This is a genomic window from Sphingobium sp. TomTYG72 (assembly GCF_055394715.1).
The window spans coordinates 152,982-167,508 of record NZ_AP027336.1 but is presented as its reverse complement, the minus strand read 5'-3'; the positions used below and the strand labels follow the sequence as shown (position 1 = coordinate 167,508).

Annotated in this window: 13 protein-coding genes; 9 read left to right on the top strand and 4 right to left on the bottom strand. The window is 62.6% G+C overall.

Going from position 1 to position 14,527, the window contains the following annotated elements; all coding sequences use genetic code 11:
- Positions 1-64: 64 nt before the first annotated feature.
- Positions 65-1,066, bottom strand: coding sequence for a sulfur carrier protein ThiS (thiS, locus tag ACZ5U1_RS00875; protein ID WP_464778968.1), 1,002 nt, complete (start codon positions 1,064-1,066; stop codon positions 65-67).
- A gap of 122 nt (positions 1,067-1,188) precedes the next feature.
- Between thiS and aroQ the strand changes: the two genes are divergently transcribed.
- The 6 genes from aroQ to polA all read left to right on the top strand — a co-directional run bounded on the left by aroQ (position 1,189) and on the right by polA (position 7,973).
- Positions 1,189-1,629 carry a type II 3-dehydroquinate dehydratase gene (aroQ, locus tag ACZ5U1_RS00870; protein ID WP_464778967.1) on the top strand — a complete coding sequence of 147 codons (441 nt, stop codon included), beginning with the start codon at positions 1,189-1,191 and terminating at the stop codon, positions 1,627-1,629.
- Between the two features lie 84 nt (positions 1,630-1,713).
- Positions 1,714-2,193 (top strand): acetyl-CoA carboxylase biotin carboxyl carrier protein, encoded by a 480-nt coding sequence (accB, locus tag ACZ5U1_RS00865; RefSeq protein WP_464778966.1) that lies wholly within the window; start codon positions 1,714-1,716, stop codon positions 2,191-2,193.
- A 9-nt stretch (positions 2,194-2,202) separates the two neighbouring features.
- Positions 2,203-3,555: an acetyl-CoA carboxylase biotin carboxylase subunit gene (accC, locus tag ACZ5U1_RS00860; RefSeq protein WP_464778965.1), complete on the top strand. Its 1,353-nt coding sequence runs from the start codon at positions 2,203-2,205 to the stop codon at positions 3,553-3,555.
- Positions 3,552-3,896, top strand: a complete 345-nt coding sequence (arsC, locus tag ACZ5U1_RS00855; RefSeq protein WP_464778964.1) for an arsenate reductase (glutaredoxin) — start codon at positions 3,552-3,554, stop codon at positions 3,894-3,896. The genes accC and arsC overlap by 4 nt, the downstream gene beginning before the upstream one ends.
- A gap of 222 nt (positions 3,897-4,118) precedes the next feature.
- On the top strand, positions 4,119-4,697 hold the full coding sequence (locus ACZ5U1_RS00850) for a hypothetical protein (protein WP_464778963.1): 579 nt from the start codon (positions 4,119-4,121) through the stop codon (positions 4,695-4,697).
- A gap of 489 nt (positions 4,698-5,186) precedes the next feature.
- The gene (gene polA / locus ACZ5U1_RS00845; protein ID WP_464779927.1) at positions 5,187-7,973 is read left to right on the top strand and encodes a DNA polymerase I; all 2,787 of its coding nucleotides are present in this window, start codon (positions 5,187-5,189) and stop codon (positions 7,971-7,973) included.
- A 14-nt stretch (positions 7,974-7,987) separates the two neighbouring features.
- On the opposite strand, the gene ACZ5U1_RS00840 is transcribed toward polA, so the two are convergent.
- The 3 genes from ACZ5U1_RS00840 to ACZ5U1_RS00830 all read right to left on the bottom strand — a co-directional run bounded on the left by ACZ5U1_RS00840 (position 7,988) and on the right by ACZ5U1_RS00830 (position 10,534).
- On the bottom strand, positions 7,988-9,445 hold the full coding sequence (locus ACZ5U1_RS00840) for a mannose-1-phosphate guanylyltransferase/mannose-6-phosphate isomerase (protein WP_464778962.1): 1,458 nt from the start codon (positions 9,443-9,445) through the stop codon (positions 7,988-7,990).
- Positions 9,446-9,539: 94 nt separating this feature from the next.
- Positions 9,540-9,821, bottom strand: coding sequence for a TFIIB-type zinc ribbon-containing protein (locus ACZ5U1_RS00835; protein WP_464779926.1), 282 nt, complete (start codon positions 9,819-9,821; stop codon positions 9,540-9,542).
- Positions 9,822-9,823: 2 nt separating this feature from the next.
- Positions 9,824-10,534 carry a Bax inhibitor-1/YccA family protein gene (locus ACZ5U1_RS00830; RefSeq protein ID WP_464778961.1) on the bottom strand — a complete coding sequence of 237 codons (711 nt, stop codon included), beginning with the start codon at positions 10,532-10,534 and terminating at the stop codon, positions 9,824-9,826.
- Positions 10,535-10,817: 283 nt separating this feature from the next.
- On the opposite strand from ACZ5U1_RS00830, the gene ACZ5U1_RS00825 reads away from it, so the two are divergent.
- The 3 genes from ACZ5U1_RS00825 to ACZ5U1_RS00815 all read left to right on the top strand — a co-directional run bounded on the left by ACZ5U1_RS00825 (position 10,818) and on the right by ACZ5U1_RS00815 (position 14,416).
- Positions 10,818-12,416 (top strand): cysteine--tRNA ligase, encoded by a 1,599-nt coding sequence (locus ACZ5U1_RS00825; protein WP_464778960.1) that lies wholly within the window; start codon positions 10,818-10,820, stop codon positions 12,414-12,416.
- A gap of 152 nt (positions 12,417-12,568) precedes the next feature.
- The gene (locus tag ACZ5U1_RS00820) at positions 12,569-12,880 is read left to right on the top strand and encodes a Rap1a/Tai family immunity protein (protein ID WP_464778959.1); all 312 of its coding nucleotides are present in this window, start codon (positions 12,569-12,571) and stop codon (positions 12,878-12,880) included.
- 165 nt (positions 12,881-13,045) lie between these two features.
- Positions 13,046-14,416, top strand: coding sequence for a class II 3-deoxy-7-phosphoheptulonate synthase (locus tag ACZ5U1_RS00815; protein ID WP_464778958.1), 1,371 nt, complete (start codon positions 13,046-13,048; stop codon positions 14,414-14,416).
- The last annotated feature ends 111 nt before the right edge of the window (positions 14,417-14,527 follow it).

The window sequence follows — 14,527 nt, the reverse complement described above, 5'->3', positions numbered from 1 at the left end:
CAGATGAGGCGTCGTGTTCCTGCGAAGGCAGGAACCCAGCACGCCCAGAGCAAGAGCCGTATCCCTAGATCAACCCGGCAAGCGGGCTGGACGGATCGGCATACATGCGCTTCCCCATCCGCCCGGCGCGATAGGCCATGCGCCCGGCTTCCACCCCAGCCTTCATAGCCGCCGCCATCAGCACCGGGTCCTTCGCCTCCGCGATAGCCGTGTTCATCAGCACGCCCGTGCAGCCCAACTCCATCGCTTCCGCCGCCTCCGACGCCGTGCCTACGCCCGCATCCACCAGCACCGGCAGCTTCGTGCCCTCCACGATCAGGCGGATCGTCACCCGGTTCTGGATACCGAGGCCAGACCCGATCGGCGCGCCCAGCGGCATGATCGCCACCGCGCCCGCATCCTCCAGCCGCTTGGCCGCGATCGGATCGTCAACGCAATAAACCATCGGCTTGAAACCTTCCTTGGCCAGCACCTCGGTCGCGCGCAAAGTCTCCACCATGTCGGGATACAGCGTCCGCGCCTCCCCCAGCACCTCCAGCTTGACGAGGTCCCATCCGCCCGCTTCCCGCGCCAGCCGCAGCGTGCGGATCGCCTCTTCGCCAGTGAAGCAGCCCGCCGTATTGGGCAGATAAGTGATCTTCTTGGGATCGATGAAGTCCGTCAGCATCGGCGCCTTGGGATCGGACACATTGACACGCCGCACCGCAACGGTGACGATTTCAGCCCCCGACGCAGCAAGCGCGGCCGCATTCTGCTCAAAATTCTTGTACTTGCCCGTGCCCACGATCAGCCGCGACCGGAAAGTCTTGCCCGCGACGCTCCAGCTGTCGTCATCCACCGCCGACACATCGCCGCCGCCAACAAAATGCACGATCTCCAGATCGTCGCCATCCTCGACGCACACCTGCGCCAGGGTCGAACGCGGCACGACCTCCAGATTGCGCTCCACCGCGACCTTTTCCGGCACGAAGCCAAGTTCGCTCGCCAGTTCCGCCAACGTCATGCCCGCGCGCACGCGGCGATGCTCGCCATTGATGGAGATCGATACTGTTCCGTCAACGTGCAATGCTCTGTCCTGTCTCTTACGAAAGAAGGTGTCTCGACTTGGCGGGACACGAAAGGCTAAGGATCTTGGGCAGCATATAGGGGCCACGACGCCCCTGTCGCAACATGCTAAGGGGGATTGCCATGGCCGACGCGCGGAAAATCTTTGTGTTGAACGGCCCCAACCTCAACATGCTGGGCACGCGGGAGCCGGAAATCTACGGCTATGATACGCTGGATGACATTGCCGAGCGGATGGAGGATGCCGCCACCCGCGCCCATGTCGAAATCGATTTCCGCCAGTCCAATCATGAAGGGCACCTGATCGACTGGCTTCAGGAAGCGCATGAGGAAGGCGCGCATGCCGTCATCCTCAATCCCGGCGGCCTTACCCACACCTCCATCGCGCTCCACGACGCGATCAAGGGCATCAGCGTGCCCGTCATTGAGGTGCATCTGTCCAACCCGCACAAGCGCGAGCCCTTCCGCCATAAAAGCTATGTCGGCATGGCGGCGAAGGGCACGATCGCCGGTTTCGGTTCGCTCTCCTACATGCTTGCACTGGAAGCCGCGCTCGAGCTGTAACTCGTCGCTCAAAAGTTGCGCTTTGCCCCAAATGCGCATAGGCGCGGGCATCGCATAAGAGATTTTACGGTCCAGGGACTTCAAATGAACGATAAGGCTGAAAAGGGCGCAATGCAGGTCGACGTGCAGCTGGTGCGGGATCTTGCCGCCCTGCTCGACGACACCAACCTGACGGAAATCGAGGTGGAGGACGGCGATCGCAAGATCCGCGTCGCTCGCAAGGCCGCCGCCGCCGTCGCCTATGCGCCCGCTCCTGTGGCAGCCCCGGCCGCTGCCGCGCCGGTGGCCGCGCCCGCAGCAGCCCCTGCCGAAGCCGCAACTGCCGTTGCTGCCAACGCCGTTCGCTCGCCCATCGTCGGCACCGCCTATCTGTCGGCTGAACCGGGCGCAGCGCCCTTCGCCGCCGTAGGCTCGACCGTGAAGGCGGGCGACACCGTCCTGATCGTCGAGGCTATGAAAGTCATGAACGCGATCACCGCGCCCAGCGCGGGCACGGTCAAGGCCGTGCTGGTCGATAACGGCCAGCCGGTCGAATATGACCAGCCGCTGATCGTCATCGAATAAGGCGCGCCCATGGCCATCGAAAAGCTGCTGATCGCGAACCGGGGCGAAATCGCGCTCCGCATCCACCGCGCCTGCCATGAAATGGGCATCAAGACGGTGGCGGTCCACTCCACCGCTGACGCCGATGCCATGCATGTGCGCCTTGCCGACGAAGCGATCTGCATCGGGCCGCCCGCGGCCAAGGACAGCTATCTGAACGTCGCAGCGATCATCTCCGCTGCTGAAATCTCCGGCGCGGACGCCATCCATCCGGGCTATGGCTTCCTGTCGGAAAACGCCCAGTTCGCGGAGATCGTGGAAGCGCATGGATTGGCCTTCGTCGGCCCCAAGCCCGAACATATCCGCATCATGGGCGACAAGGTCGAAGCCAAGCGCACCGCTGGCGCGCTGGGTCTGCCACTGGTCCCCGGTTCCGACGGCGCGCTTTCAAGCGTTGAGGAAGCCAAGGCAGTCGCCGCGAAGATCGGCTATCCGGTCCTCATCAAGGCGGCATCAGGCGGCGGCGGTCGCGGCATGAAGGTCGTGCCGTCCGAAGACCTGCTCGAAACCTCGATGAAGCAAGCTGGCAGCGAGGCCAAGGCCGCGTTCGGCGACGACACCGTCTACATGGAAAAATATCTGGGCAACCCCCGGCATATCGAATTCCAGGTCTTCGGCGACGGCAACGGCAACGCCATCCATCTGGGCGAGCGCGATTGCTCGCTCCAGCGCCGCCACCAGAAGGTGCTGGAAGAAGCCCCCTCCCCCGTCCTCTCGGCCGCCGAGCGCGACCGGATGGGCGAAGTCGTGCGCAAGGCGATGGCCGACATGGCCTATCGCGGCGCGGGCACCATCGAGTTCCTGTGGGAGAATGGCGAATTCTACTTCATCGAGATGAACACCCGCCTTCAGGTGGAGCATCCGGTGACGGAGATGATCACCGGCGTCGATCTCGTCCGCGAACAAATCCGCGTTGCCGAGGGCAAGCCGCTCTCGGTCGCGCAGGATGAAATCGAATTCCACGGCCACGCCATCGAATGCCGCATCAATGCCGAGGACCCCAAGACCTTCGCGCCATCGCCCGGCACCGTCACCAGCTATCATGTTCCGGGCGGCATGCACGTCCGCGTCGATAGCGGCCTGTACCAGGGCTACCGTGTACCGCCCTATTACGACAGCATGATCGGCAAGCTGATCGTCTACGGCCGCACCCGCGAAGGCTGCATCATGCGCCTGAAGCGCGCGCTGGAGGAATATGTGATCGAGGGCATGAAGACCACGATCCCGCTCCACCAGAAGCTGCTCAAGGACCCCGAGTTCCTGAGCGGCGACTACACGATCAAGTGGTTGGAAGAGTGGTTGGCAAAGGACGAGGCCCAGTGAAGGCGACCATCTGGCACAATCCCCGCTGCTCCAAATCGCGGGCCGCGCTCGCGATTCTTGAGGGTGCGCCGGGGGTTGAGGTCGAGGTCGTCGAATACCTGAAAACCCCACCCAGCCGCGCCGAGATAGAAACGGTGCTGGCCAAGGCGGGCGTCCGTCCTTCCGAGGCGCTCCGCAAGGGCGAAGCCGTGGTGAAGGAAATCGGCCTCGACGTGACGGATGACAAGGCCGTCCTCGACGCCATGGCACAGCACCCGATCCTGATCGAGCGCGCCATCGTCATCACCGACAAGGGCGCAGTGATTGCGCGCCCGCCGGAGCGGGTGAGCGAAGTTCTTTAACCGCCGCCCGTCCCCCCTCCCGCAAGCGGGAGGGGCCGGGGGTGGGCCAGCGCAACGCCTGTTTAGTGTCGAACCGGCGCAGAAGCTCGCCCCGTTCACCCGAACCGCATCTCCCTTGCGGGAGGCGATGTCTGTACCGGCAGGCTGAATGCAGTTGGCTTCTAAAGACTGACTATTCTCGGAAATCTTTACCGATCCCGTTGCATCTGACATTTGGAGGCAATGGACATTCGGCATTTTAAGCGGGCTGAAGAACATCGCAGCGCCTGCAAGGAGAAATCTACCGCACTTACTGAGGCTTCGAATTTCAGTATCGCAGCTAGACTATGGTCAGAGTTTCTAGTCGAGCACCAAAGATGGTTTGTCCGGATGCAGCAGGCGCTGGAGCGTGGTCCCTCCGCAGCTTGGTTTGGCCTGCTTAAGGGAAGCCGTAAGTCAAATCCCTTGTTCCAATATCTCCATCAAGCCCGCCATGCGGATGAGCATGGGCTGGAACGCATTGCCGATGCACAGCCGGGCAGTATTGGGATTGGAATTGGTGGCGGATCCATCCACATTGAACGACTGGTGATTGAAAACGGCGTCATCACTCAGTTAGCGGGTTCACAGGACGGGGGGCCACTAAAGATCCGCCTCACAGAAGCGCACCTCAAGCTGAACCAGGTAGAAAATCGTGGAGTTACCTACGATCCTCCAATCTGCGCCATGCATGGCGAGCCATATTCCGCCACTCGCGCTGCCAAAGAGTGCCTTGATGCCATGGAGATCGCCTCAGAGGAGGCGCAGAAGTTCTTCAATTAAGAGAACAAAAGCACATCGTGGGGTCAGCGAGTGGCAGGAAAGCCTTAGCGCGGCCCCGGCTTTTACAATCCAAGGACGACCGTGTCCCCGCAATGCGTCGCATGAATATAGGATGATCCTCCTAACCTTCCACGGACACCTCACTCCAAATCACCGTGCCCCGATTGCCACACCCCCATCAAAAACCATCCTATTTCTCCAACACAGCGCGATTTCACCCTGTCCTATTCCGCATCGGCGCGCTTATCCTCGCCCCCTCTTTGAAACGTCCGGCACATGCGCCCTCGCGCACACGCGCGCTCAGGCTCGCGCGCGCATATGGTGTGAACTTCGACGGAAAACCGCCATTTTCCGGCACTCCCTTCCCCAGTCCGCAAAAGCAGCTCCTATTTTCATCTGCCCCTCCGGATAGCGTGCCCAATCATGGGGACCGCCATCTCGACCAACCCCACTGGAGCCACCCAGCATTACCCGCTATCCCCTGCGCCCATGGCCCAGAATCATCTCTACCTCGTCGACGGCAGCGGCTACATCTTCCGCGCCTATCACCAGCTTCCGCCGCTCACCAACAAGCATGGCCAGCCGGTCGGCGCGGTCTATGGCTACACCACCATGCTGTGGAAGCTGGCCGAGGAATTGGGCAAGGCGGAAGGTCCGACCCATCTCGCGGTCGTGCTGGACAAGGGCAGCCACACTTTCCGCAACGACATGTATGACCAGTATAAGGCGAACCGCCCGCCCGCGCCGGAGGATCTGGTCCCGCAATTCCCGATGATCCGCGACGCCACCCGCGCCTTCTCGCTCCCCTGCATCGAGGAAGCGGGATTCGAGGCTGACGACATCATCGCCAGTTACACCAAGGCGGCCGTCGCGGCGGGCTGGCACGTCACCATCGTCAGCTCCGACAAGGACCTGATGCAGCTCATCCAGCCCGGCGTCGACATGTACGACACGATGAAGAATGAGCGGCGGGGCGCGGACTATGTGATGACCAAGTTTGGGGTTCAGCCCGAACAGTTGGGCGATGTCCTCGCGCTGATGGGCGACAGCGTGGATAACGTCCCCGGCATCCCCGGCATCGGCCCCAAGACCGCCGCCAAGCTGATCAGCGAATATGGCAGCCTGGAAGCCGCGCTCGACGCCGCCCCTTCGATGAAGAAGTCGAAGATGCAGGAGAATCTGATCGCCCATGCCGACATGGCGCGCCTGTCGCGCAGGCTGGTGGCGCTGCACGACGGCATGGACCTGCCCGAGCCGCTGGAAGAATTGACGCTCAAGGGCATTCCGCCCGAGCCGCTTCAGAATTTCCTCGAACATCATGGCTTCAAGTCGCTGCTCACCCGCCTCGGCGCGCCTGCCGCTGCTGTCGCTGTCGCAACCGCCGCGCTGGCCGTCACCGAAAGCACGCCCCCGTCCGCGCCGGTCCTCGAAGAAGAGCCGTCGATCGATCGCAGCCTTTATGAAACGGTGGTGACGGAAGACACGCTCGACCGCTGGATCGCGGCGGCCCATGCCGAGGGTTTCGTTGCCGTCGATACGGAAACGGACATGCTCGACTGCGTATCCTGCGCGCTGGTCGGCATCAGCCTGGCCGTCGGGCCGAGCGCCGCCTGCTATATCCCCGTCGGCCACGGCGGGAAGGACATGTTCGCGGAAAAGCCGCAGCAGCTGCCCAAGGATCTTGTCCTCGCGAAGCTGAAGCCGCTGCTGGAGGACGACAGTGTCCTCAAGATCGGTCAGAACCTCAAATATGACCTGACCGTGATGCGCCGCCACGGCATCGAAATCGCGCCCTATGACGACACCATCGTCATGAGCTTCGACCTCGACGCCGGGCAAAGCCTCGCCGGTCATGGCATGGACGAGGCGGCGAAGGTTCACCTCAATCACATATGCATCAGCTTCAAGGATGTGTGCGGCACCGGCAAGAGCCAGATCAGCTTCGCCGAAGTCCCGCTCGACAAGGCGACGGAATATGCCGCCGAGGACGCAGACGTCACGTTGCGGCTGTGGAAAATATACAAGAACCGCATCGCCAATGAGGGCGCGACCCGCGTCTATGAACTGGTGGACCGCCCGCTCGTTTCCGTGATCGCACGGATGGAGCATGAAGGGATCAAGGTCGATCGCGAGGCGCTCTCCCGCCTCTCCGCCGAATTCACTGGCGAGATCGCCAAGCTGGAGGGCGAGATACATGCTATCGCGGGCCAGCCCTTCGCCATCGGGTCGACCCAGCAACTGGGCGCGATCCTGTTCGACAAGATGGGTTACAAGGGCGGCAAGAAGGGCAAGTCCGGCGCCTATTCCACCGACGTCACCATATTGGAGCAGCTGAAGGCCCAAGGCGCGGAAATCGCCGGGAAAATACTTGACTGGCGGCAGCTGTCCAAGCTCAAGTCCACCTATACCGATGCGCTCCAGGCGCAGATCAACAGGGACAGCGCCCGCGTCCACACCAGCTATTCGCTGTCGGGCGCGCAGACGGGGCGACTATCCTCGACCGATCCCAACCTTCAGAACATACCGATCCGCACCGAGGTCGGCCGCCAGATCCGCCATGCCTTCGTCGCCGAACCCGGCAACGTCATCCTGGCGGCGGACTATAGCCAGATCGAATTGCGCCTGGCCGCGCATATCGCCGATGTGCCCGCGCTGCGCGAAGCCTTCCTCGCGGGCGAGGACATTCACGCCGCCACCGCCCAGCAGCTGTTCGGTGAAGTGAACCGCGACACGCGCGGGAGGGCCAAGACGATCAACTTCGCCATCCTCTACGGCATTTCCCGCTGGGGCCTCGCCGGGCGGCTGGAGATCAGCGCCGACGAAGCGCAGGACATGATCAGCCGCTATTATGAGCGCTTCCCCGGCATCAGCCTCTACATCACCGAAACGCTCGAAAAGGCGCGGGCGCGGGGCTATACCGAAACGCTGTTCGGGCGGAAAACATGGTTTCCGCGCATCAAGGCCCCGATCCAGCACGAACGGCAGGGCGCCGAACGCGCCGCGATCAACGCGCCGATCCAGGGCACCAGCGCCGACATCATCAAGCGCGCCATGGCCCGTATGGGACCGGCGCTGGCGGCAGAGGGGCTTCATGACGTTCGGATGCTGCTTCAGGTGCATGACGAACTGGTGTTTGAGTTACCCGAGGGCGATGTGGAGCAGGCCAGCGCCGTCATCCGTCGCGTCATGGAAAGCGCGGCCGAGCCGATCGTGAAGCTCAGTGTGCCGTTAGGCGTCGAAATCGGCCACGGCCCGAGCTGGGGCGCGGCGCACTGACGGAATAGGGCGGATTAATTTCGGGCGTATCGGTCCTCATAGCGCACGATGTCATCCTCGCCCACATAGGAGCCGGTCTGCACCTCGATGAACACCATCGGGATGCGCCCCGGATTCTCGATCCGATGCACGGCGCCTACCGGCACATAGACGGACTGGTTTTCCGACAGCAGCTGGACGTCCTCGCCCACCGTCACCTTGGCCGTCCCTTCGACGACGATCCAATGTTCGGACCGGTGGAAATGGCTTTGCAGGCTGAGCGAGGCGCCGGGGAGCACGGTGATGCGCTTCACCTGGAAACGCGAGCCCACCACCAGGCTTTCATACCAGCCCCAGGGGCGGTGATCCTTCGGGAAAGCCTCCGCCTGCGGTGCGCCCTTGCGCTGCAACGCTTCGACGACCAGCTTCACATCCTGCGTGCGTGACTTGTCCGCGATCAGCACCGCGTCGTTCATCGCCACCGCGACGATGTTGTCGAGACCGAGCCCGACCAACTCCAGCCCCTCGCTCTCTGACCGCAGCAGCGTATTCCGGCAATCGAGCGCGGTCGCAGCGCCCGATAGCGCCACGCCATTCTCATCCGGCTGCGAATGGCTCCACACCGCGTCCCAGCCGCCCAGATCGGACCATTCCGCACCGAACGGCACGACCGACAGATTGTCGGCCCGCTCCATAATCGCATAGTCGATGGCGACGCTTTCCGCCTGTCCCCAAGGCTCCGCCGCCAGCCGCAGGAAGCCAAGATCGCTCTCCGCCTGCTCAACGGCTCCGCGCACGGCCGAGAGGATCGCGGGCGCATGCTGCTCGAAAGCGGCGATCAGGTCCTTGGCGGCAAAGAGGAAGATACCCGCGTTCCACAGATAGTCGCCGGTCGCCAGCATCTCTTCCGCCCGCGCCGCATTGGGCTTTTCAACGAAGCTGGCGAGCTTGATCGGCACGCCCGATCCATCGGGCTTGCCCTGCGCCTGAAGATAGCCATAGCCCGTTTCAGGCCGGGTCGGGCTGATCCCGAAGGTGACGAGGTCGCCCGCCTGCGCCGCGCTCAGCCCCTGGCCCACAGCAGCATGAAATGCCGCCACGTCGGGGACGACATGGTCCGAAGGCGCGACAAGCATGATCGCGTCGGGCTTGCGCGCCGCCAGATGCAGCGCAGCGGCCAATATGGCAGGGGCGGTGTTGCGCCCTTCCGGCTCGATCAGGATCGCCTGCGGATCGATATTTTCCTTCGCCAACTGCTCGGCGATGATGAAGCGGAACAACGAGTTGGTGAGGACCACCGGCCGGTCGAAGGAGAAGCGTTCGGCCTTCCCCGACAGACGGCGCGCCACCGATTGAAACAAGGTCGTCTCGCCGAGCAACGGCACGAACTGCTTGGGATAGGATTTGCGCGACAGGGGCCAAAGCCGGGTGCCCGATCCCCCGGCGAGAATGACGGGGGTGACCTCGACATGAGGGGCATTGCTTGTCGACATGAAATCCTGGCCGCAAAATGGAACTTAACCGAAGCTCTAAAGGATCAGCGGCGGGAGGCAAGCGCTTCAAAAAAAGGACGGCGCAATGGCCGTCCTAATCAAATAGCTCTTCCAGGAAGCTCTTTTTGCGCTTCTTCTGATAATAGCGGCCGTCGTCACGATAGTCGCGGTCGGGCCGGTAATGCGCCTGCTGGGGCGGCGGCGCGGCCGTTGCGGTCCCTGATCGCTCGATGATCTTGTCGAGTTCACCCCGGTCCAGCCACACGCCCCGGCATTGCGGGCAATAGTCGATCTCCACCCCCTGCCGATCCGTCATCGAAAGTCCGACATGACAGACCGGGCAGAGCATGGCCGACACGGCTTCAGGCGTGCGCATCATTATTCCCGTTCGCCGGTCAGATGCAGCAGCATCTGGAACAGGTTGACGAAGTTGAGGTACAGCGACAGCGCGCCCATCACCTGCATCTTCTGCGCAACCTCATGCCCGGCATAGGCGAAATATTCCGACTTGATGCGCTGCACGTCCCAGGCGGTCAGGCCGGTGAAGACCACGACGCCGATGATCGAAATTACCATCTGCATGGCCGACGAGCCAATGAAGATGTTGATCAGGCTGGCGACCAGGATGCCGATCAGGCCCATGATCAGGAACGAACCCATTTTCGACAGGTCACGCCCGGTGGTGTAGCCCCACAGCGCCATCGCAAGGAACATGACCGCCGCTGAGAAGAAGGCCTGCGCGATGCTGGCCCCGGTGAAGACCAGGAAGATGCTGGCCAGCGACACGCCCATGACGGCGGAAAAGGCCCAGAAGGCCATCCGCGCGCCAGCCGTCGTCATCTTTTCGATGCGGAAGCTGAAGAAGAACACGAACGCCAGCGGCGCGAAGATCGCGACCCATTTCAGCGGCGTGTTGAAAATCGCGGCGGCCAGCGCGGGCGTACTGCCTATCAAGGCAGCGACCAGGCCGGTAATGACCAGGCCGATCCCCATGTTACGGAAGACGCCCAGCATGTGACTGCGCAGCCCGGCGTCATGTTGCGCCGCCTGCGTCGCCCCATAATTGGGTGTACGAACGGGATTGTTCACGGCGTTAAAACTCCATCCTTCAACAACAAACATCATGTGGATCGAGTGGCCCGGCGCGGTCTTCGCAAGGCTAGAGGGGGGACAGCCCCACGAACCTGCACCGAGCGCACTCGATGCGGTCCGACATCACAGCTGGATCAATCCAGCCGCCAGAGGGGCCCGGCCCGCACGAGCAATATCGGTAAGGAAACGCTCCAGTGCAAGGCATCGGGCCGTCAGCAACAATTTGTTACAATGCACGCGATAGTTGATTCCTGCGGTGAACCACCCCATGGCTCTCACCATGAGCGACCAGTTCACCCCTGCCGAACAGCATGCCGACGCGCCTATGCGTCTCTTCAACAGCCTGACCCGCACGGTCGAACCCTTCGCTCCGATCGATGGAAATCACGCCCGCGTCTATAGTTGCGGCCCGACGGTCTACAACTACGCCCATCTCGGCAATCTGCGCGCCTATGTGTTCACGGACACGCTGCGCCGCACGCTGCTGTGGAAGGGGCTGGCCGTCACTCACATCATCAACATCACCGATGTCGGACACCTGACCAGTGATGCCGATGCGGGCGATGACAAAATGGAGGCGGCCGCCCGCGCCCAGGCTAAAAGCATCTGGGACATTGCGGCCCACTATACGGATGCCTTCAAGCGGAACATCGCCGACCTCAACATCATGGCCCCCAGCGAATGGACCGTCGCGACCGACTATGTCCCGCAGATGATCGAGTTTGCGAAGAAGATCGCGCCAGCGCACTGCTACGAGATCGATACGGGTCTCTACTTTGATGTCTCTACCGTCCCCTTTTATATGAAGGACGCAGATAGCGGAGAATTCATAGCAGCCTTTAACGCAGCGGCCAGTGGTGCCGATTGGACGGAAGTGAAGGGCGCCGCCGAACACGCTGCTGCGCGCGCGCAATTGTCGAGTCGGATTGGCCCTGTTGAGGGCAAACGCCGTCCACAGGACTTCGCCATCTGGCGCAAGTCACCGCCGGGCGAACAGCGCCAGATGGAATGGGACAGCCCGTGGGGGAAGGGCGCGCCGGGATGGCACCTTGAATGTTCAGTCATGAGCGAAGCCCGCCTTGGTCATCCGTTCGACATTCACACCGGCGGCATCGACCATCGGGAAATCCACCATCCCAACGAGATCGCGCAGAATCAGGCTTATTGCGGCTGCACCGATGCGCAGCCCGGCTTCACCGGCGCGCGCTGGTGGATGCACAATAATTTCCTCGTTGATCGCCAGGGCAAGATGAGCAAGTCGAAAGGCGGCTTTACGACGCTTTTCTCGCTGATCGATGCGGGCGTGCATCCGCTCGCCTACCGATTGCTGTGTCTGGGTGCCCATTATCGCAGCGAATTGGAGTTCAGCGCGGAGAGCGTCGGCGCGGCCCTCACTCGCCTCAAGCGCCTGATCATGGCCGTGGAGGGGCTGAAAAGCCGTGCCGAAGGCGTAACCTGGCAGTCGCCCCGCCTCGATTACCTTCGCGCCAACCTTCACCCCAAGCTCGCGCCGCTGCTCGAACAGTTCGACGCCGCGATCAGCGACGACCTGATGACCCCGCGCGCGTTGCCGCTGCTCGAAGAGGCGATTGCCATCAAAAAGGTGCCGGTCGATGAGAAGCTGTGCCTGATCGCAGCGTTCGATCAGGCGTTGGGGCTCAACCTTCTTCAGCTGAGCCGCGCCGACCTTCGCATCATGCCCAAGGACGCGCAGATCACGCCCGAGGAGGTGGAGGCGGAACTCGACCGCCGCCAGAAAGCCCGTGCGGAGAAGGATTTCGCCCTCTCCGACCAGATCAGGGATGCGCTCATCGAACGGGGCGTCGATGTCATGGACGGTGACCCGCTGCGCTGGGAGTGGCGGCCAAGCCTAGGGTAAATGCCTTATTTGCCATAATGTTACGGGTTCGTAATAATGCGCCAGGCCGTGCTGCGCGCGCGCCTGCCCGGCTGGACAGGTCCATGCGGGAAGCGCACCATCGGCGCATGAAATGGCACATTCTGACGGCGCTTGTCCTGCTTGGGAGTCCGATGGCCACTCCGCCCGCCGCCGCCCAGCATTTCATGTTTGAGACCGGCACGACGCTACGCGCAAAATGCCGCAACAAGGCGCCGGAATATGCGCTGGCCTGCACCGCTTATATCGTCGGCGCGGTGGACGGCATCAAGAAGGACGTGTTCATCGGCCGCGCCCAGCCCAATTGCTGGCCTGACCGGATGCAGGCGGACGAAGTGCGGCGCATCGTCATCGCCTATCTTGAACGCTATCCCGATCAGCGCAACGCGCCCGCTTCGGTGATCGTCAGCATCGCGCTGAACGAGCGTTATCCCTGCGAAAAGTGACGCGGCGGAAATTGGTCCGCGCGGCGCGTTGCACATGCTTCGCCGTCCGCTGCACTTAAAATCCGCCTTCTCCGACCCACATGGCGCGCGGGGATGGTATAAACTTGCTTTGATTCCTACATCGGCGTAGGGGCGGCCACTATTTTTAGCATTGGGAGACACGACGTGACGGCGAAGTGGACGCCGGAAAGCTGGCGGGAGCATAAGGGCATTCAGATGCCCGTCTATCGTGACGCGGAGGCGCTGGCCGCCGTGGAGGGTCAGCTCAGCCAGTTTCCCCCGCTCGTCTTTGCTGGCGAAGCGCGCAACCTGAAGGCGGAACTGGCCAAGGTCACCCATGGCGAGGCGTTCCTGCTGCAGGGCGGCGACTGCGCCGAGAGCTTCGCGGAGTTCCATCCCAACAACATCCGCGACACGTTCCGGGTGCTGTTGCAGATGGCCGTGGTGCTGACCTTTGCGTCCAAGCTGCCGGTGGTGAAGGTCGGCCGCATGGCGGGCCAGTTCGCCAAGCCGCGCTCGGCCGATACCGAGACGATCGGTGGCGTGGAACTACCCAGCTATCGCGGCGACAATGTCAACGACATCGCGTTCACGGCGGAGTCGCGCGAGCCCGATGCCCAGCGCATGGTGCGCGCCTACAACCAGTCGGCGGCTACGTTGAACCTGCTGCGCGCCTTCTCGACCGGCGGCTATGCCAGCCTGGATCGCGTGCATGGCTGGATGCTGGATTTCATGGGCCGCAGCCCGCTTGCGGCGAAGTTCGATGCTGTGGCCGACCAGATCGGCGCGGCGCTCGACTTCATGCGCGCCTGTGGTCTCTCGCCGGAGACTGTGCCGCAGCTTGGCGGAACCAGCTTCTATACCAGCCATGAAGCGCTGCTGCTTCCCTATGAGCAGGCGCTGACCCGGCAGGATTCGCTGACCGGCGACTGGTACGATACGTCCGCGCACATGCTGTGGATCGGCGACCGCACGCGCTTTGAAGGTTCGGCGCATGTCGAATATCTGCGCGGCATCGGCAATCCGATCGGCATGAAGTGTGGCCCGAGCCTGGAGCCCGACGCGCTGATCCGCCTGCTCGACATCCTGAACCCGTCGCGCGAGGCGGGCCGGATCACGCTCATCACGCGCTACGGTCATGACAAGATCGAGGCGGGGCTGCCCAAGCTGGTTCGCGCGGTGCTGTGCGAAGGCCATCCGGTGGTCTGGTCCTGCGACCCGATGCATGGCAACGTCATCAAGGCGGCGAATGGCTACAAGACGCGGCCCTTCGACCGCATCCTGGCCGAAGTGCGCGGCTTCTTCGCCGTGCATCGTGCCGAGGGCAGCTTCGGCGGCGGCATCCATGCCGAGATGACCGGGCAGAATGTGACGGAATGCACCGGCGGTGCCATCGCCATCACGGACGAAGGGCTTGCCGATCGCTATCATACGCATTGCGACCCCCGCCTGAACGCGGCGCAGAGCCTGGAACTTGCTTTCCTGCTTGCGGAAATGCTGAATGAGGAACTGAAGGAACGCCGTGCGGCGGCTTGATCCTTTCAGTGGTTAAAGGAAGATCCCGCCGGTTGATTCCGGCGGGATTTTTCGTTCCGCGTCATAGTCTGTCACGACAGCGTCATTAACTTATGATTGTCCGCTTGCTTT